Source organism: Lactobacillus sp. LL6, from assembly GCF_007570935.1.
In the GTDB taxonomy this organism is placed as follows: domain Bacteria; phylum Bacillota; class Bacilli; order Lactobacillales; family Lactobacillaceae; genus Lactobacillus.
This window is the reverse complement of the sequence record NZ_VLLR01000001.1, coordinates 1,023,586-1,044,036: the sequence shown is the minus strand read 5'-3', so window position 1 is coordinate 1,044,036 and position 20,451 is coordinate 1,023,586. Positions and strand designations below refer to the sequence as shown.

The 20,451-nt window shown below is 33.7% G+C and carries 16 protein-coding genes and 1 tRNA gene; 12 read left to right on the top strand and 5 right to left on the bottom strand.

Annotated features, from left to right (window positions below; all coding sequences use genetic code 11):
• Positions 1-16: 16 nt before the first annotated feature.
• The 8 genes from dnaK to FOD82_RS05105 all read left to right on the top strand — a co-directional run bounded on the left by dnaK (position 17) and on the right by FOD82_RS05105 (position 10,116).
• The gene (dnaK, locus tag FOD82_RS05140) at positions 17-1,861 is read left to right on the top strand and encodes a molecular chaperone DnaK (protein WP_144355407.1); all 1,845 of its coding nucleotides are present in this window, start codon (positions 17-19) and stop codon (positions 1,859-1,861) included.
• An 84-nt stretch (positions 1,862-1,945) separates the two neighbouring features.
• Complete coding sequence (gene dnaJ / locus FOD82_RS05135) at positions 1,946-3,082, top strand: molecular chaperone DnaJ (protein WP_144355406.1); 1,137 nt, start codon at positions 1,946-1,948, stop codon at positions 3,080-3,082.
• A 111-nt stretch (positions 3,083-3,193) separates the two neighbouring features.
• Complete coding sequence (lepA, locus tag FOD82_RS05130) at positions 3,194-5,032, top strand: translation elongation factor 4 (RefSeq protein WP_144355405.1); 1,839 nt, start codon at positions 3,194-3,196, stop codon at positions 5,030-5,032.
• Positions 5,013-5,711, top strand: a complete 699-nt coding sequence (locus FOD82_RS05125) for a class A sortase (RefSeq protein ID WP_144355404.1) — start codon at positions 5,013-5,015, stop codon at positions 5,709-5,711. Before lepA ends, FOD82_RS05125 begins: the two co-directional genes overlap by 20 nt.
• Positions 5,711-7,981 (top strand): single-stranded-DNA-specific exonuclease RecJ, encoded by a 2,271-nt coding sequence (gene recJ / locus FOD82_RS05120; RefSeq protein ID WP_144355403.1) that lies wholly within the window; start codon positions 5,711-5,713, stop codon positions 7,979-7,981. The genes FOD82_RS05125 and recJ overlap by 1 nt, the downstream gene beginning before the upstream one ends.
• A 107-nt stretch (positions 7,982-8,088) precedes the next feature.
• Positions 8,089-8,616: an adenine phosphoribosyltransferase gene (locus FOD82_RS05115; RefSeq protein WP_144355402.1), complete on the top strand. Its 528-nt coding sequence runs from the start codon at positions 8,089-8,091 to the stop codon at positions 8,614-8,616.
• 68 nt (positions 8,617-8,684) lie between these two features.
• Positions 8,685-9,506, top strand: a complete 822-nt coding sequence (gene citG / locus FOD82_RS05110; RefSeq protein ID WP_144355401.1) for a triphosphoribosyl-dephospho-CoA synthase CitG — start codon at positions 8,685-8,687, stop codon at positions 9,504-9,506.
• A 79-nt stretch (positions 9,507-9,585) separates the two neighbouring features.
• Positions 9,586-10,116, top strand: coding sequence for a GNAT family N-acetyltransferase (locus tag FOD82_RS05105; protein WP_144355400.1), 531 nt, complete (start codon positions 9,586-9,588; stop codon positions 10,114-10,116).
• Between the two features lie 43 nt (positions 10,117-10,159).
• Here FOD82_RS05105 and cls read toward each other — a convergent pair whose 3' ends face one another.
• Positions 10,160-11,644, bottom strand: coding sequence for a cardiolipin synthase (gene cls / locus FOD82_RS05100; protein ID WP_144355399.1), 1,485 nt, complete (start codon positions 11,642-11,644; stop codon positions 10,160-10,162).
• 95 nt (positions 11,645-11,739) lie between these two features.
• Positions 11,740-14,013, bottom strand: a complete 2,274-nt coding sequence (locus tag FOD82_RS05095; protein ID WP_144355398.1) for an HAD-IC family P-type ATPase — start codon at positions 14,011-14,013, stop codon at positions 11,740-11,742.
• Positions 14,014-14,138: 125 nt separating this feature from the next.
• Here FOD82_RS05095 and FOD82_RS05090 point away from each other — a divergent pair, with 125 nt between their 5' ends.
• Positions 14,139-14,984, top strand: coding sequence for a LysR family transcriptional regulator (locus tag FOD82_RS05090; protein WP_144355397.1), 846 nt, complete (start codon positions 14,139-14,141; stop codon positions 14,982-14,984).
• 58 nt (positions 14,985-15,042) lie between these two features.
• Here the strand turns inward: FOD82_RS05090 and eno are convergent, their stop codons facing one another.
• A complete protein-coding gene (gene eno, locus FOD82_RS05085) occupies positions 15,043-16,329 on the bottom strand; it encodes a phosphopyruvate hydratase (RefSeq protein WP_144355396.1) in 1,287 nt (428 codons plus the stop codon).
• Between the two features lie 236 nt (positions 16,330-16,565).
• Here eno and FOD82_RS05080 point away from each other — a divergent pair, with 236 nt between their 5' ends.
• Positions 16,566-17,399: a DegV family protein gene (locus FOD82_RS05080; protein ID WP_144355395.1), complete on the top strand. Its 834-nt coding sequence runs from the start codon at positions 16,566-16,568 to the stop codon at positions 17,397-17,399.
• Positions 17,400-17,430: 31 nt separating this feature from the next.
• Here the strand turns inward: FOD82_RS05080 and FOD82_RS05075 are convergent, their stop codons facing one another.
• Together FOD82_RS05075 and bsh are read right to left on the bottom strand one after the other, a co-directional pair.
• Positions 17,431-18,015 carry a phosphatase PAP2 family protein gene (locus FOD82_RS05075; protein WP_242450200.1) on the bottom strand — a complete coding sequence of 195 codons (585 nt, stop codon included), beginning with the start codon at positions 18,013-18,015 and terminating at the stop codon, positions 17,431-17,433.
• Positions 18,016-18,109: 94 nt separating this feature from the next.
• Positions 18,110-19,090 (bottom strand): choloylglycine hydrolase, encoded by a 981-nt coding sequence (gene bsh, locus FOD82_RS05070; protein WP_144355394.1) that lies wholly within the window; start codon positions 19,088-19,090, stop codon positions 18,110-18,112.
• A gap of 118 nt (positions 19,091-19,208) precedes the next feature.
• Here bsh and FOD82_RS05065 point away from each other — a divergent pair.
• A tRNA-Ser gene (locus FOD82_RS05065) sits at positions 19,209-19,297 on the top strand.
• Between the two features lie 156 nt (positions 19,298-19,453).
• Positions 19,454-20,449, top strand: coding sequence for a LacI family DNA-binding transcriptional regulator (locus FOD82_RS05060; RefSeq protein ID WP_144355393.1), 996 nt, complete (start codon positions 19,454-19,456; stop codon positions 20,447-20,449).
• Positions 20,450-20,451: the final 2 nt, after the last annotated feature.

Genomic DNA, 20,451 nt, shown 5'->3' with positions numbered 1-20,451 from the left:
GAGAGGTAAATATAATATGTCAAAAGTTATTGGTATTGACTTAGGTACTACTAACTCAGCAGTTGCAGTACTTGAAGGTAAAGAACCTAAAATTATTACTAACCCAGAAGGTAATCGTACTACTCCATCAGTAGTGTCATTTAAAGATGGTGAAGTTCAAGTAGGTGATGTTGCAAAGCGTCAAGCAATCACTAACCCTAATACTATTGTTTCCATCAAGAGCCACATGGGTGAAGATGGTTACAAAGTAAAAGTAGGAGACAAGGATTACACTCCTCAAGAAATTTCTGCATTTATTTTGCAATACATTAAAAAGTTTGCTGAAGATTACTTAGGTGAAGAAGTTACTGACGCAGTTATTACTGTTCCTGCTTACTTCAACGATGCTCAACGTCAAGCAACTAAAGATGCTGGTAAGATTGCTGGACTTAATGTTCAAAGAATTATTAACGAACCAACTGCTAGTGCTTTAGCTTATGGTCTTGATAAAGATGAAAACGATGAAAAAGTACTTGTATATGACCTTGGTGGTGGTACTTTTGATGTTTCTATTTTGCAATTAGGTGACGGTGTCTTCCAAGTATTGTCAACTAACGGTGATACTCACCTCGGTGGTGATGACTTTGATAAGCGCATTATGGATTGGCTTATTGAAAACTTTAAGAATGAAAATGGTGTTGACTTATCTAAGGATAAGATGGCACTTCAACGTTTAAAGGATGCTGCTGAAAAAGCTAAGAAAGATTTATCAGGAGTTTCATCAACTCATATTTCTCTTCCATTTATTTCAGCTGGTGAAGCAGGCCCATTGCACCTTGAAGCAGATCTTACTCGTGCTAAGTTTGATGAATTAACTGACGACTTAGTTCAAAAGACTAAGGTTGCATTTGACAATGCTTTGAAGGATGCTGATTTAACTGTAAATGACATCGATAAGGTTATCTTAAATGGTGGTTCAACTCGTATTCCTGCAGTTCAAAAGGCTGTTAAGGAATGGGCTGGTAAAGAACCTGACCACTCAATTAACCCTGATGAAGCTGTTGCTTTAGGTGCAGCAATTCAAGGTGGGGTTATTTCAGGTGATGTTAAGGACATTGTTTTACTTGATGTTACTCCATTATCACTTGGTATTGAAACCATGGGTGGTGTCTTCACTAAGTTAATTGATAGAAACACTACTATTCCAACTTCAAAGAGTCAAATCTTCTCTACAGCTGCTGACAATCAACCAGCAGTAGATGTTCACGTATTGCAGGGTGAACGTCCAATGGCAGCTGATGATAAGACTTTAGGTCGCTTTGAATTAACTGATATTCCACCAGCACCACGTGGTGTTCCACAAATTCAAGTTACTTTCGATATTGATAAAAACGGTATTGTAAATGTATCTGCTAAAGACATGGGAACTGGTAAGGAACAAAAGATTACCATCAAGAGTTCTTCAGGTTTATCAGATGAAGAAATCAAAAAGATGCAAAAAGATGCTGAAGAACACGCTGAAGAAGATAAGAAGCGTAAAGAAGAAGTTGACCTTAGAAACGAAGTTGATCAATTGATCTTCACTACTGAAAAGACCTTGAAAGAAACTAAGGATAAGGTTCCAGAAGAAGATACTAAGAAGGTACAAGAAGCTTTAGATGATCTTAAGAAGGCACAAAAAGATAATGATTTAGATGCTATGAAAGAAAAGAAGGATGCATTATCTAAAGCTGCTCAAGATTTAGCTGTTAAGCTTTATCAACAAAATGGTGGCGCTCAAGGTGCGGCTGGTCAAGCTGGACCTCAAGGTCCACAAGATGGTGGTCAAAACAATTCTGGCCCACAAGATGGAGAATTCCATAAGGTAGACCCAGACAAGTAATGGGTTTATAATTTAAATAACCTGTAAAGAAAAGAACTGCTTATGGGTAGTTCTTTTCTTTTGAATAGCGAGGAGTTTAATAAATTGGCACAAGAAGATTACTATAAAGTTCTTGGTGTTGATCGCAATGCTAGTGATCAAGAAATTAGTAAGGCTTATCGTAAACTTGCTAAAAAATATCACCCAGACCTAAACCATGAGCCAGGTGCTGAAGAAAAGTATAAAGAAGTTAATGAAGCTTATGAAGTATTGCATGACAAGCAAAAACGTGCGCAATACGATCAGTTTGGTGCAGCTGGTGTGAATGGTCAAGGTGGCTTTGGCTCAGGACAATCATACGGTGGTCAAGGTTTTGGTGGTTTTAGCGACTTTGGTGATATTTTTAATGATTTCTTTGGTGGTGGAGGTCAAAGACAAGTTGATCCAACAGCTCCACAACGCGGTCAAGATTTGGATTACACTTTAACTATTGATTTTATGGATGCAATCAACGGTAAAAAGAGCCAAGTTAGCTATACTCGTAGCGAAACTTGTTCAACTTGTGATGGTACTGGTGCAGAAAAAGGCACTCACCCAATTACTTGTGATAAATGTCATGGAACTGGTTATATGACCATTACTCAACAATCAATGCTAGGCACTATTCGTCGTCAAACTACCTGCGATAAGTGTCATGGTAAAGGAGTAATTATCGAACATCCATGTAAGAGCTGCCATGGTGAAGGAACTGTAGATAGAAAGAATACTATTGAAGTTGAAATTCCAGCAGGAATCGATAATGGTCAACAGCTCCGTTATGAAGGCCAAGGTGAAGCTGGACGAAATGGTGGACCATATGGAGATTTGTATATTAGTTATCGTATTAAGCCATCTAAGGAATTTGAAAGACGTGGAAATACCATTTATACCACTATCCCAATTTCATTTGCCCAAGCTACTTTAGGGGATGAAATTAATGTTAAAACAGTTCACGGTAACACTAAGTTGAAGATTCCAGCAGGTACTCAACCTAATAAGAAATTTACTTTGCATGGTGAAGGTGTTCCATATCTCCGCGGCAATGGTAACGGCGATCAAATAACAACAGTTCAAGTTGAAATTCCAAAATCAATTAATGAAAAGCAAAAAGAAGCTTTGGTTGACTTTGTTAAAGCTGGCGGTGGTAATATTTCACCACAGGAAAAAGGTTTCTTTGAACGTTTAAAAGATAAATTGAAATAAAATTTTGCCTTAATGTCGATAAATGGCATTAAGGCATTTTTTATGATTTTTGCCTACTAGCTTTCCACTTGATATAATAGATAAGATAGAAATGTAAAGGCATGTGATTATATGGATTTAAAACAATTAAAAGATTATCAAAAACATATTCGTAATTTTTCAATCGTAGCGCATATAGACCATGGTAAATCAACAATTGCTGATAGAATTCTTGAGTTAACAGATACAGTATCTGAGCGTCAACTCAAGAATCAAATGCTTGATGATATGCCACTTGAACGCCAGCGTGGAATTACTATTAAGATGAACTCTGTAGAAGTAAAGTATCATGCAAAAGATGGTGAAGATTATATTTTTCACCTTATTGATACTCCAGGACACGTTGACTTTTCTTATGAAGTTTCTAGGTCGCTTGCTGCTTGTGAAGGTGCACTCTTAGTTGTTGATGCTTCTCAAGGAGTTCAAGCTCAAACTCTAGCAAATACTTATTTAGCTATTGATGATGATTTGGAAATTTTGCCAGTTATCAATAAAATTGATTTGCCTTCTGCAGATCCAGATAATGCTAAAGAAGAAATCGAAGAAATGCTTGGCTTAGATGCTTCAGAAGCTGCTTTAGTTTCTGGAAAGACTGGCGTAGGAATTGAAGAAATGCTTGAAAAAATCGTTAAGGATATTCCAGCACCAAGTGGTGATTTAGAGGCACCTCTTAAGGCTTTGATTTTTGATTCAAAGTATGATGATTATCGTGGTGTTGTTCTTTCCGTAAGAATTGAAGAAGGAACAGTAAAGCCAGGCGATAAAATCAAAATTATGAATACTGGAATGGAATATGAAGTTACTGAAGTAGGTGTTTCTAGTCCTCATCCAGTTAAAAAAGATATTTTAGTTGCTGGAGATGTAGGATACTTAACTGCAAATATTAAATCAGTTCGTGAAACTCGTGTGGGTGACACTATTACTGATGCTGAAAATCCAACGGCAGAACCTCTTCCAGGTTATCGTCAAATTCCACCTATGGTATTTTCTGGTATGTATCCAGTAGATAATGCTAAATATGATGATTTAAAAGAAGCTCTTCAAAAATTGCAACTAAATGATGCAGCCTTAGAATTTGAACCAGAAACTTCAACAGCCTTAGGATTTGGTTTTCGTTGTGGTTTTCTTGGACTTCTTCATATGGATGTTGTGCAAGAGCGACTTGAGCAAGAATTTGATTTGGATTTAATTATGACTGCTCCATCTGTTGATTATCACGCAATTATGAATGATGGTACTACTAAGGTTATTGATAACCCTTCAGATTTACCAGATGCTGGTGAATATGAACGAGTAGAAGAACCTTATGTAAAGGCAGAAATTATGGTTCCAAATGATTTTGTTGGTCCTGTGATGGAACTTTGTCAGCATAAACGTGGTGAATTTGTGACTATGGATTATTTAGACAAATATCGTGTAAATGTAATTTATAATATTCCATTAGCAGAAATAATTTTTGATTTCTTTGATGATTTGAAATCATCAACTAAGGGATACGCTTCTCTTGATTATGAAATTACAGGGTATCGTGCAACTAACTTAGTTAAGATTGATATTTTACTTAATAAAGAACCAATTGATGCTTTGAGTTTTATTGCTCACCGTGATGAAGCTCAAAATCGTGCTCGTCAAATGACTTCGCTTCTTAAAAAGCTTATTCCTCGTCAAAATTTTGAAGTTGATATTCAAGGTGCAATTGGAGCAAAAATTATTTCTCGCGCAACTATTAAACCATATCGTAAAGATGTTACATGGAAGATCCATACGGGGGACCCAGATCGTCGTGCCAAACTTCTGGAAAAACAAAAACGTGGTAAAAAGCGAATGAAGGCAGTTGGTCGTGTAGAAGTGCCGCAAGATGCATTCATGGCAGTATTAAGGATGAATGACGATGACATCAAAGGAAAGTAAAAAGAATAAAAGTAGTGTTACTACAATTATAATTAGAATTGTAGCTATAATTTTATTGCTTGTTGGATTAGTTTTGATTTTTAATAAGCAAATTAGAAATCATATTGTTCAACAAAATCAATCTAAAGCATTGAGTAGTTTAACTGTTAAAAAAGTTGAACAGAACCAAAAAAAGAAGGGAATGTTTGATTTTGATAAAGTTAAAGAAATTGATTTTGCTCAAGTAACACGTACACAAGTGAAAAACACATCTGATGCTATTGGTGCTTTAGCTATCCCAAATGTAAATATGTATCTTCCAATAATGCTTGGATTATCTGATAGTGCTATGGCAACTGGTGGTGGTACTATGCGAGCTGATCAACAGATGGGAAAAGGTAATTATGCTTTAGCAGGCCACTATATGACAGCTAAAGGAGTTCTTTTTTCACCTTTAGAAGATAGTAAGAAGGGGCAGTTAGTATATTTAACTGACTTAAAGAAAATATATATTTATAAAATTTATATGAAGAAAAAAGTTAGTCCGTATGCTGTTTGGTTGGTAGATAATACTAAGAAACCAATTGTTACTCTAATTACTTGTGCTGATGGTGGAGTTGATCGTTGGGCAGTTCGTGGTAATTTAATTAAAACAGAAAAGGCTTCTAATAAGAATTTACAGGTGTTTAAGTTAAAATAATGAAGTGGCAACAAAGAAAAGCGAATGAATTGAACCCTGATTTAGTAGAAAAGTATCAACTTAGTCCAATAATGGCTAAGTTGTTTTCTTTAAGGGGAATTGATAGTGATGAAAAACTTGATTTTTGGTTTAATGCAACTGAAGAAAATTTAGCTGATCCTTTATTAATGCATGATATGGAAAAAGCTGTCGACAGAATTAATGAAGCAATTGATTCTGGGCAAAAGATAACTATCTATGGCGATTATGATGCTGATGGAATAACAGCTACTGCAATAATGACTGAAACCTTAAGTATTTTAGGTGCAGATGTTCATTATTTTATTCCAGATCGCTTTAAAGATGGCTATGGTCCTAATCTTGACAGATATAAAGATATTGTGGCTGACGGCACACAATTGATTATTACTGTAGATAATGGGATTACTGGTGTTGAAGAAGTTAAGTATGCCCAAGCTAATGGAGTAGATACCATTATTACTGACCATCATACTTTTCAAGAAGAACAACCTGCTGCTTATGCTATTGTTCATTGTAATTATCCTGGGCAAAAATATCCTTTTGACGATTATTGTGGAGCTGGCGTTGCCTATACTATATGTAGAGAATTAATGCAAGATACTATGCCAGAATTACTAGATTTGGCCATGATTGGAACAATTGGAGATATGGTTAAAGTTAGTGGAGAAGGTCATATTATTGTTAAGCGTGGGCTTGAGATACTTAATCAAACTGATAGACCTGGCTTAAGAGCGTTGATCAATAATGCTGGTTTAACTTTAGGAACAATAAATGAGCAAGATGTAGGATTTAATATTGCTCCTCGGTTAAATGCGGTTGGAAGATTAGGAAATGCAAATTTAGCTGTTCAGCTTTTATTAGCAGATGATGATATAGAAGCACAAAAGATAGCAAATGAAATAGAAAAATTAAATAATCAGCGTAAGGAATTAACAACTGAAGTATTTCAAGATTGCTTAAAACAATTTAAAGAAAACAGCTGGCAAAAAAAGAATACTTTAGTAATCTATAATCCTAATTATCATGAAGGGGTATTAGGACTAGTAGCTAATAAACTTGTCGAAAAGCTTCATAAACCAACTATTGTTTTAACTAAAAGTAACACTGGTGAAATTAAGGGGTCAGGACGTTCTAAAAAAGGCTTTAATTTATTTAATGCTTTAGAGCCTTTAAAAGGTAATATCTTGAACCAATTTGGCGGTCATGATTTTGCATGTGGATTAGCACTTGATGAAGAGAATATTGTAAAATTACGTAATAAGTTTGAAGCAAGTTTTTATTCTAGTGATAATCTAGAGATGAAAGATTATGATTTTGAGCTGCCAATGGATAATTTAACAACACAATTATTAACAGATATTAATCAAATTGGTCCCTTTGGTACGGATAATCCTACTCCTATTTTTAGTATTTCTAATTTTAAAATAAGTGGTTTTACTAAGATGGGAAAAGAACAAGAACATGTTAAATTTAATGCAGAAAAAGATAATGGCAAATTAACTGTTATTGGTTTTGGAAAGGGCTTTTTGAATAATAATTTATTACCATTTATTACAAAAGTCTTTGTAAGACTTTCTATTAATACTTTTAGAGGGAAAAGTAGCCTACAAGGAATAATTGAAGGAATTGACTTTTCTGCTCCTAAGTTAGCTGTTAAAAATTCAGTTATTGATTTGCGAAATGAAAAATATGTTATGGGATTTGCAGATAGGTATTTATTATTTGATAAAAAGAATCTTCCAATCGTACAAAATCAATTAGGAATAGAAAAAGAAAAAATAAGTTTAGTTCAAGATTACCAAGAAAATAATGAAACTGTTGTCTTATTAGATACTCCACGTAGTCAAACTGAATTAAACTTAGCATTGAATCAAAATTATCAGCAATTATATTTAAGATTTTTGTTAGATCAATTACCTGTGGAATCACTACCAAATAAGTCATATTTTGGACAAGTTTTAAAGTATATTTATCAGCATCCAACGCTCACACCTGATGATTATCAGGCAGTAGCACCATATTTAGGGTTAGATTATGATAGTATTCTATTTATTTTAAGAGTATTTTTTGAACTAGGATTTGTAAAATTAGATAACGGCAAATTAGTTGGTGAAAAAAATCCTCATAAAAAACCTTTATCACAATCTAAATATTTAATGGCAACAAAATCGCAAATAAAGTTTATTCGACAATTACGAACTATGCCAACAGTTGAGTTGATTGATTATATCAATAATCTTTCTGATTAAGGTAAAAAGAAGCTCATTTTAGTGCTTTTAGGACAAAAGTTTGGTAAAATATAACAGTTAAAAGTGTTTAGAATTAAACACAAAGATTAATGGAGGTTTTTCTTCTTATGGCAATTGATTTTAGTGAACACATTGCAAGCGTTCAAGATTTTCCTAATAAAGGCATCGTCTTTCGTGATATTACACCTATTTTGCAAGATGGAGACTTATTCCGTGCAGCAACTCATGAATTAGCAGAATATGCTAAGAGTCGAAAAGCTGATGTAATTGTGGGACCAGAAGCGCGTGGTTTTATTGTAGGATGTCCTGTTGCAACAGAACTTGGTTTAGGATTTGTCCCTGCTAGAAAGCCACATAAGTTGCCAAGAGAGGTTGAACGTGCTTCTTATGACTTAGAGTATGGTTCTAACAGTTTGGAAATGCATAAAGATGCTATTAAGCCAGGACAAAGAGTAGTACTTTGTGATGACTTGCTTGCAACTGCTGGTACTTTAAGAGCTTCAAAAGAGTTAATTGAAAATCTTGGCGGTGAGCTTGTAGGTGCAGCATTTTATATTGAATTGCCTGACCTTAAGGGTCGTGAAAAGTTACCAGGACTTGACATTTTTAGTTTAGTTCAATATCATGGTGCTTAAATAATCAACAGAAATTTAATAATAAAGCCTCAAGAAGATACTCTTGGGGCTTTATTTTTGGAGAAAATATGAAAAAAATAGTAAATAATGCTTTAAAAGCTCTCTTATATGAAGTTGTTGCTTTACCTAAGCCGGGATTAGTTGACCCAGCTGATAATGGATCCCACTTAGATATGAATGTTTATACCTTTATTGATTCTAGTTTGGCCTTAGAGCCATATTTAGAAAATGCGGCCAATATTGGTGAAAACTTTATTGAAGATGATTTAACTAAAATGTTTGCTGAACTTCGTCAAGCAGGTATTGCTGCTGAAAAAGATATGTTAGATGCAACTAACGGAATAAATACTCATAAGGGAGCAATTTTTTCATTAGGGATTTTTGTTTGTGCTCAAAGTTATGCCAAGAAAAATAATGTTAATATTTTTAATGTAATAAGAAAAATGTGCCATAATCTTGTTAAAAATGATTTTACTAAAATTGATTATCAAAATATAACTGCAGGTGAAAAACAATACTTGAAATATAAATTAGGAGGTGTGCGACAATTAGCCCAAGATGGGTATCCGGTAGTTGAATATGATTCTTTACCATACCTAAAAAATGCTTCAGGTAAGCTGAATGAGCAGCTATTAGATACATTAATGCTTTTAGCTACTAAAGTTGATGATACTACCTTTATTAAGCGCTCAGGGGATGCTAAAAAACTTGCTTGGTTGCATCAAGTATCTCAACTCTATTTAGATAAAGGAGGCAGTCAAACAATTCAAGGAAGAAAATATTTAAATCAATTAAGTCTGATTTTTAAGAAAAATAATTATAGCATAGGTGGATGTGCAGATTTATTGATTGTAACGATTTTTATGGCTTTAGAAGAAAATTATTTATAAAATAAATTAAATTTTAAGTACTTTCTTTTTACAAGTAAATAAGTTTTGTGTACAATAATAGAGTTAATAAATAAGGGAGATGACAATTTTGAAACTTAGACAAGCTACTATGGCAGATTTTGATCAGATTATGACAATTTTAAAGGATGGTGCAAATCAATTAGCCGAGCGTGGAGTTGAACAATGGCAAGGGGATTATCCTTCTCCTGATCAAATAAAAGAAGATATTGAAAATGGTTGGGCATATTTAGCAGTTTCTAAGGATGAAGAAACTGTTGGCGCAATTTCAATTGTGCCATCTCCAGACCATTCCTATGATAAGCTTGACGGTAAGTGGCAGCTTGATACTGATAAATACTTAGTAATTCACCGTGTTGCAATTCATTCAAATCATGCTGGTAAAGGCTACGCTACTAAATTATTAACTGAGGTTATTAATTATATTAAACAAAATCGTCAAGATATTGATTCAATCAGAATTGATACTCATGAAGATAATAAAGCCATGCAACATTTGATTGATAAGATGGGCTTTACCAGAGTTGGTACTCTTCATGGAGTTTATCGCCCAGATGAAACTTCTTATGTTTATGAGCAATTAAATAAGTAAAAAAGATTCGCGCATTTTTGCGTGAATCTTTTTTAATAGCGAATTATAAAATTGGAGATAATAGTCTTGAAAAGTATTGCTTAAATTTTCGCCAATTGGATTGCTTATCAAAGTATTCATTGGTCATTAAAGTAGATTCTTTTAAATCTTCTTCAAAAATAGCTTTTAATTTAGCTGTAAGCTGCGGACTATAATTAAAACTATTAACTTCAAAGTTTAAACTATAACTGCGGTAATCTTGATTGGCAGAACCAACTGATGAAATATTTGAGCCACTGACCATAGTTTTTGCATGAATAAAGCCATTATCATATTTGTATACTTTTACACCATTTTCGGTTAAATATTTTGCATAATATTCAGTTGCTCGATATACAAATGGATGGTCAGGCATACTTGGAACCATAATTCTTACATCAACTCCGCTTTTTGCGGAAACAATTAAAGCTTCAAGAATGGAATTTTCAGGAATTAAGTATGGTGTTTGAATATAAATATATTTTTTTGCCGTTGCAATAATTCCTTCATAAGCTCGACGAATAGCAAAATTTTGATTATCTGGTCCAGAAGAAACGATTTGCATTGCTACTTGGTCTGAAGAAGTAGGGGGAATAATATCTAGGTTTTTCAAATAGCCTAGATTATATTTTGGCAGGTGAGATTTACGACAAGAAGTATTCCAATCCATCGCAAATCTTACTTCCATCATAATTGGTGCTTGTCCTACAACTCTCAAATGGGTATCACGCCAGTGACCAAATTTAGCTGATTTATCAATATATTGATCTCCAATATTAAAACCACCAATATAGCCTATTTTACGATCAATAATTATTAATTTACGGTGCAGATGATAATTCATTCGTGGTGTACGAATTTTGTATTTACTAGAGCTAGAGATAAATGGTTGTGCTTCTCCACCTAATTTGCGTAATTTATCAAAAAATCGAGGTCTAGTACCACGCGAGCCATCAACATCATAAAGTATGCGTACTTGAACTCCCCGCTTTTGAGCGTGCTCTAACGCGCTTAAAACACGTTTACCTAAACTATCAGAATAAAAAGTGTAAAATTCTACATCAATAAATTCTTTTGCCTTATTAATATTATTAATAATATTGTCAAATAATGTAGGGCCATCAGTGAAAATTTCTACATCATTATCAAAAGTTAAAATTGCTCCATCATTATTTAAATTTAAATCTGTAAGCATTCGAGCTCGCGGTTTTTGATCCTCTTTTGGTAAAAGGTCATGCTTTCTTAATAATTCGCGTTGCTTTTTTAAATAATGATTTTGGATTCTTTTTTGCTCGTCTTTAATAGCAAAAATTTCATCATGTGAAAGCTGTCTCCCAAGAAACAGATAGATGATAAAACCAATTCCTGGAAATACAGACAACACTAACAGCCATGCCCAAGTAGAGGCAATATCTCGTCTTGAACGAAATACTGTCCATATAGCAAACCCGATATTGATTATCCATAAAATCTCAATAATTCGTCGAATTACATCCCATGTCCAAATCATAAGTTTCCCCCTTAAAAATATACTGTTAAAGTTTATTTTACCTAAAATTTACCAACAAAAAAAGAAGATGTAATTATTCACCTTCTTTTCATTAGTTATCTATTTTTCATGATTGGTTGATAAATCAAGTCAATTATAATAGCAGCAACTAGAGCAATTACAATAGTAATTAAAAGATTGTCCCATGAGATTTTTACCATTGCAATTCCACAAAGTGCCAAAATAAAGGTAATGCCAACATCGGCAACTTGAACGATACCAACTAATCTAGAAGGGTGATCTTGCCAGAAGTATTTACGAGTTCTAGTAATTAAAACAATTAACATCGCACTTAAGACAAGATAAACATAAACCATTGTTGAAACAGTTCCATGACTCCAACCATGTGTATTTAAATACCAAACAAAACCAACACCAATAATTGTCCAACCAGCTGCTAATGAAAAGGCAATTTTAGCAAGACGTGCCATATTCCAGTTTTCTGGTTTATAAGTGATATGCGTACGGTCAGTACCAATCATCATAGTTACCATGTTGTTCATGATAGTGTAAATAACCATTGCATTAAGAGCCATAGGCAAATATCCAAAGAAGAGATATCCAAAAGTTAATAGCATGGTTAATTCAGCCGTTCTGGCAAGTTTAGTTAATGACCAAGTGGTCATTCTTTGATATACACGGTGACCAGCATCTAAAATTTTAATAATTGAGGTTAAACCATCATCAAGAAGCACCATTTTGCTTGAACGTTTTGCAACATCGGCAGCATTTGATACTGCAATTCCAACTTCAGCTTGTTTTAGAGCAGGAGAGTCATTCACACCATCTCCAGTCATTCCAACAATATAACCTTTTTCTTGGAAGAATTTAACCATTTTCAATTTATCTTCTGGTAATACATCTGCAATTCCGGCTAGATTTTTAATATCAACTTCATCATTAAAATCATGTATTGAAATTACTTCTCCGGTTAAGTCTACTTGTTTAGCTACAGCAGCTGCAGTTCTTTGGTTATCACCAGTAAGCATAATGGGGTGAATACCACGCTTTTTAAGTTCATTTAGTGCCTTTTTTGAATCTTTTCTAACTTTATCTTGTAAAATGAAAACTCCAGCTAACTTATTATCAATTAAAACAGCTACTGATCGACCAGCTTTAAAATCAATGTTCGCAGTTTTAATTTCGGCATCTTTGTCAATTAACGATAGTTGCTTAAAGCTTCCTAATTTAATGTTATGACCATTTACTTCTGCCATTGAATAACCAGTATTTGAAGTAAATGGCTCAAACGTTTCAGGACTTTTAATTGCAAGTCCTTTAGATAGGATATATTCATCAAGAGCAACATCTATGATACTTTTATTTCTTTGATCTACTGCTGCAGAAACTAAAGTAAGAATTTCACTATCACTCAAGTTAGAAAAGTTATTCCAGCTAGCTACACTAGTTTTGTTTTCAGTAATTGTACCGGTTTTATCGAGAAGTAATAAGTTTAAATTAGCTGCATCCTGAATTCCAGTTAAATCAGCAGTTAAAACTCCTTCTTTGCTTAAGCGAGTAGCTTCAAAAGAGTTAGACAGTGCAAAAGTTGATGGCATTGCTACAGGGATAGAAGCAATAAACATCATTGCCAAGAATGGCAACATATTGATAAAGTTTGCAAAATCTCCACCTTTAATGAAGCTAGCAATAATAATTACTAAAGTTAAAACACCATCTAAAAGGCAAAGATAGTAAATTATTTTAGTGAGTAATTGTTGTAAGTGACCAGGTGCAGCAGAATTATTAATTAAATTAATTGTTTTACCACTTCTAGAGTTTTTACCAGTTGCGGTAACAATTGCAAGGCCATTTCCTTCAACAACTGTGGTTCCCGCATAGGCTTCACTATCAATGTGTTTTTTTACAGGTTTAGATTCACCTGTAATTGAACTTTCATCAAAAGCCATATCTCCAGAGATGATTTTTACGTCTGCAGCGACTACATCTCCTCGCTGAAGACTAATTAAATCTCCTACTACCAATTTTTTAGAATTAAGTTTGATCCATTTGCCATCACGTTCTACTGCAACGGTAGGGGTCAATTGATGAGAAATATCATCTAAAACTCGTCTGGATTGTTTCTTCTTAGAAGCACCATTCCAAGCTGCAAAAAGCAACATTGCTAAAACAAAGAGTGCTTGAATTCTTTTGCCTAAGATAAATTCAAGAATTAATGCTCCTTCTAGAATCCAAGCAGATAAGTTCCAAAGTTTTCCGGCAAATTCTTTCCAAAAATTATACTTTGGCTCAGGAACTTCATTTAATCCATTTTTTTGAAGTAATTTTTCTGCTTCAAGTTGGCTTAAACCATGAATTTTTTCAGCCATTTTTAACTCCCTTTCTTATTAAGTAACCTAATCTAAGGTAGCATAGATATTGCAAACAAGGAAATATTTCATTAATATAAACATTATACAAATATTTAATAATAGAGGGCAGAGAAAATAATTTTATGAATTTAAAGCAATTACGCTATTTTTTAGCAGTAGCTGAAGAAAAACAAATTACTGCTGCAGCCAAGCGTTTATTTATTGCACAACCACCGTTAAGTTATCAGCTGAAACAATTGGAAAAAGAATTAGGTGTTCAATTGTTTGTTCGTACTGCACATGGAATAGAATTAACGGATGCAGGAAATGAATTACAATCTTATGCTGAAAAAATTGTTGGTTTAGCAGAAACAGCTAAAAATCAAGTTAAACGAACTGCAGAAGGAGAGTTTGGAACTATAAAAATTGGTTCGGCATCTTCTTCTGTAGGTGAGTTACCATCGGATAAATTTAAACAATTAACAAAGTTTTATCCTAATATTTCTTTTGATATTTATGAAGAAAATACATTTGGTGTTTTAGAAAAATTAGCCAATAATACTATTGATTTAGGAATCGTACGTACGCCATTTAATAGACGTGGACTTGATAGTAAAATTATTACCAATGAAAAAATGATGGCAATAACAATTGATCCTACAATTTTAAATAAACAAGAGATTACTTTGAAAGAGTTGGCAAAAGAACCTTTAATAATTTATAGAAGATTTGAAAATATTTTTAATGAAAGTTTTACTCATCAAGGGTTAAATCCTTTTTATGCAGTTAAATGTGATGACTCCCGTACTGCAATACTTTGGGCACAAAAGGGGATGGGGGTTGCTCTTGTACCTGAATCAATTGCTAACTTGTATGCACCAGATTGTCATGTGCCAGTAAAACATGTTAATTGGCAAACTCACCTAGAACTAGTTTGGCGAAAAGGGCAGATTTCACCATTAGTAAGACGAATTATTAATTTATTTTAGGAAACAAAAAAAGCTCGCTATGCGAGCTTTTTTCATGCGGTTTAAACTAACGTTAAAATTAGTCTAAGTCAACGTTGTCTGGGAAGAATGCCAAACGTTCGCCCTTACCGAGTTCTTCTTCGATTTCAAGCAAACGGTTGTACTTTTCAACACGTTCTGAACGAGCTGGAGCACCAGTCTTAAGTTGACCACCGTTGATAGCAACAGCAAAGTCAGCGATGAAAGTGTCACCAGTTTCACCTGAACGGTGAGAAATCATAGTGTTGTAACCATTCTTACGTGAAAGACGAATAGTTTCAAGAGTTTCAGTAACAGTACCGATTTGGTTCAACTTGATAAGTGAAGCGTTACCAGCACCTTCGTGAATAGCCTTGTTCAAAAGCTTAGGGTTAGTACAAATGAAGTCATCAAGAACGATTTGGATACGGTCCTTGTGGCTTTGAGTAAACTTAACCATACCTTCTACGTCGTTTTCGTCGTATGGGTCTTCCATAGAAATTAATTCTGGGAATTCGTCAAGCAACTTGTCGTAGTAGTCAGCCAATTCTTCGTCAGTAAGAACTTTACCTTCAAGGTGGTATTTACCATCTTCCTTGTTGTAGAAGTATGAAGCAGCACAGTCACATGCAATAGCGATATCTTCACCTGGCTTGTAACCAGCCTTGATGATTGATTCGTGAAGTGCCTTCAAAGCTTCTTCAGAGTTCTTCATGTTAGGAGCGAAACCACCTTCATCACCTAAGCCAGTTTCGTAACCCATGTCTTCAAGAACCTTCTTCAAAGTGTGGTATACGTTAACGATCTTTTCGAAACCATCACGGAATGAAGTCTTAGCAACTGGAGTGATCATGAATTCTTGAATGTCGATACCGTTGTCAGCGTGTTCACCACCGTTGATAACGTTGTGGAAAGTTTGTGGCATTTCAAGGTCAGTACCACCAAGGTAACGGTACAATGGTTGGTGAGTATCCTTGGCAGCAGCAGCAGCAGTAGCCATAGATACACCCAAGATTGCGTTAGCACCAAGACGACCCTTGTTGTCAGTACCATCTAAAGCAATCATAGTAGCGTCAATGTTTGCTTGGTCGTGTGGGTCCATACCCTTCAAAGCCTTGTTAATTTCAGTGTTAACGTTGTTAACAGCCTTCATAACACCTTTACCACCAAGACGATCATCACCGTCACGTAATTCAACAGCTTCGTTTTCACCAGTTGAAGCACCTGAAGGAACTTCAGCCTTACCTACGACACCGTTTGAAAGGGTAACAAAAACTTCAACAGTTGGGTTACCACGTGAGTCAAAAATTTCAAGTGCATGAACATTTTCAATGACTGATTTTAACATCAAAAAACCTCCTAAATATTTATGATGCAATATTAATTAAAATTATAGTTGCATCATCCAGAGCAACTTGCTCTTTAGTTACAACACAAATTTTAGCCTAACTTTTTAATTGTGTAAACTATTGAAAGCGGTTTACATCTTAAAATTTGTTAAAGTGCAATTTCTTTGCAAATAAATTTGCGTTATGATATACATAAAGTGATAAAGTACACTAATTATTTACTAAGGATTTAATTATGGAAAAAGTACGTTTAATTTTAGATTCTAGTTCAAATGAAAAAACTAACGCAGAAAATAACTTATATGTTGTTCCGTTAACCGTTTCTTTTAATGGAAAAGAATTTCGTGATAATGAAAATCTCGATTTGAATAATTTTTTAATAGAGATGCAAAGCAACAATGAAGCTGGAAAAAGCTCTTGTCCAAGTATTGATGATTGGCTCCACGCTTTAGAAGGTAGTGAACGAGCTATCATTTTAACTTTAACTAGTGGTATGAGCGGTAGTTACTCCTCAGCTCTGCAAGCTAAGAATATATATGAAGAGCGTCATCCAACTAGTAAGGTCATTGTGGTTGATACACGTTCAGCTGGTCCTGAATTGGCAATAATTTTAGATGGAATAAAAAAATTATTAAATGAAAAAATCCGTTTTGTTGATTTAGAACAAAAAATTGCCGAATTAAGATTGAAAACTCACTTGGTATTTGTTTTGCAATCGCTTCATAATCTCTCCCTAAATGGAAGAGTGTCACCAGCAGTTGCTAAAATTGCTAAAATGATGAATATAAAAATTGTCGGAACTGCTAACAAAGATGGTAAGTTAGAACCTCTTGCAAAAACTCGTGGAATGAAACGTGCACTTAAAGAAGTGCTAAAACAAATGGAGGATATGAATTACCAAGGTGGGGAAGTGATTATTGATGAATGTAAAAATAAAAAGGATGCTCAAATTCTAAAAGAAAAAATTTTAGAAAAGTTTCCTGATGCTAAAGTAACCATTCGACCAACTTTAGGCTTATGCAGTTTTTATGCAGAAGAAGGGGGACTAATGGTTGGATTCCATGAATAAAATAAAAGGCAGCTAGTTTACTAGTTGCCTTTTAAAATATCCCTATAAAAATTTGAGTTGTAATACTAAAACAACAAATTGCTAAACTTGTTGCACCAATAATATCTGATGGATAATGGGCTTTTAAGCTAAGTCTTGATATTACTACCATCATCCAAATTACTATTAATAAAAAAATAAAGCCTATCCCATATTTAGGACCAAATAATTGTAATAAAATCAAACCCATTGTAGTAGCACCAAGAACATGGCCGCTAGGGAAGCTGTAGCCATTTTCAAGTGCTGAATGTTTATAAGGGCGCTGACGATGCATATATTTTTTTAAAACAATTCCTGCTGCATCTGCAAATCCTAAAGTTGCCAAAACCCATAGAGCAGAAATTACTTCGTCATTATTTAATAATACACTTGCTAATAAAACAGCCCAAATTACCATTAATTTTGGATCGTTTAAAAATGCTATTACTTGCCAGCCAAAACCATCACGCTTATGTACAAGTTTATGATGGAGCATATGATCATACAGATTGAAAAGACGAGAGTATTTAATAGCACAAATCAAAATTAATAGTAAAATAGCTGAAAATAAAACTACTATCCAACTAAAGTTTTCCAAAATTAAATCCTCAATCTATACCTAAAATATAGTTCTACTGGATATTTTAACAGGAAAAATCGCAGATAGTAGTTTCTTGATTAAAATTTAATAATTAGTTTTGCTTATTAAATTTTATTTTGTCATTCATTTTATAGCAGATCAAATTAGAAGAATCTAAATTTTCTTTATTCATGTTTACTTGATTAATTTGTTTATTATCATATGTGGTATAGTAAAATAAACCATCTTCTAAATTAGCGCAGTCGGTATAAATAGTATATTCATAACTATTAGGCGCGACTTCATCTAATCCTTTCGGTTGTTCAACTGCATGTAAAATATGAAAATAATTATTAACAGTTTCTTCCTCAGTAGTTGAATTAGTAGGAGCATGAAATTTAGCAAAAGTTGCTCTTACAAAACGAGAAGATGAATCCATCCCACCAGGTAAGTTGTGTGAAGCTAAAGCACGACTATAGTTGTCTAACTTTAATCCTGGTGCTAATGTATTTTTGTGAACACTTGGTGAAACTTCTTGATAATTATTTAAGTTAAATAATTGTTTAGGGAAAGTTGGATTATTAGTTAAAACTCCAGCTGGATTATCATAAATATGTAAACCATCTTTGTCTGGCTCAACTACGATTGATTTGCCGCTTTTGTCAGCGAGTAACCAATGAAGAGGAGAAGTAGGCATATTTTTTGTAAAACTAATATTAACAACGTTTGCATTTTTTAAAAGATTTTTTGCTTCATCAATGTTTTGTGCCTGTCCTAAAATCCACGGAATAATTTCAAAAGAAGTAACATTGTCTTTTCCAGGAATTTCTTCTTGATAATAAGCATTCCCAGCATACGCTAAGCCTGCCATTCCAAGACCTTTTTCATTTGCAGCATCAAAATAAAGAGGATAGTTATCAGCTACATCAGCAATTCCAATTATTGCATAGTGAGTTTGAATGTTTTTGAGTTTGCGAAATTCTAAGTTAAAGTTTCTAGGAGTGATAGCAACTTCTTGACCATATGAAATTTCGTAGTCAAAATTACGACCAAAATAATGCTTATTTGGACTAAAAATTATAGATGTACACATAGGTTTGTCACACTTTCTAAAATACCTACAACACTAAAAACTATCATAGACTAATTAGAAGAGAAAGCAATAATTTACTTGCGATATTTAAAATAATTGATATAATTGAAGCAGTTGTGGAGTGTTGGCAGAGTGGTAATGCACCGGACTCGAAATCCGGCGAACCGAGTATTCCTTGGCGCGCAGGTTCAAATCCTGTACACTCCTTAGATTAATGCTGTTAAAACACCTTGTGTGCAATTTATGTACCAAGGTGTTTTTATTTTTAAAGTATTAAATATAAGAAAAATAAAATTGTTGCTAGTAAATATTAAAATGGTAAAATTGTAACTTGTTTAGTAAATTAATAAAACGAGGAAGATTATGGCGACAATTAAAGATATTGCAGCTAAGGCAAAGGTTTCACCGGCAACTGTTTCACGAGTTTTAAATTATGATAAAAATCTGGCTGTTAATGATTCAACAAAAAGAAGAATCTTTCAAATAGCAGAAGAATTACATTATCAAAAAAATAAAAAAGTTAGAAAAACTAATCTTAAAACAATAGCAATTGTATTATGGTGTGATCGAGAGCAAGAAATCAAAGATTTATACTATTATTCAATTAGAACAGGAATTGAAGATCAAGCAAAAGCATTAGGATATCGAGTTCAAGTATATTATGAGTCGGATAGTTTAGATTCATTAGATAAAAGTATTGCAATTGTTGCAATTGGGTACTCTCAATATTCGCAGGTGCGTTTAAATAAAATTAAAACTGCAGCTAAACCTTTGGTTTTTGTGGATGAAGATACATTGCAGCAAGGGGAATGTTGTGTGATTTCAGATTTTCATTCATCAATCATTGAAGTAATTGATCATTTTTTAAATCATGGGCAAACTAAAATTGGAATGTTGGCTGGAGACTTGCACAATGATTATGACAAAGATAACTTATTAGATTTTCGCTTCCAAGGATATAAAAAATATCTGCAAAGTAAAAATCTTTATGATAAAAATAATGTGTATGTTGGAAAGTTTACCCCTGATTCTGGCTACCAGGCTATGCAAGAAATGATTAAAAGCAAAAATATTCCAGATGCTTTAGTAATTTCTAATGATGCAATGGCTATTGGAGCTTTAAAAGCTTTTCGTGAAGCAAATATAAAAGTACCAGAAGATATAAGTATTATTTCGTTTAATGATACAACAGCAGCTGAGTTTGCAAATCCGTCCTTAAGCAGTGTGCATGTTAATACTCAAGAAATGGGTAGAGCAGGGATGAAAATTCTACAAGACTTGCTTAGTGATGGAATAAAAGTTCCATATAAAATTGTGATGGATACCAATTTGATCCTAAGAGAAAGTAGCATTAATTAAGA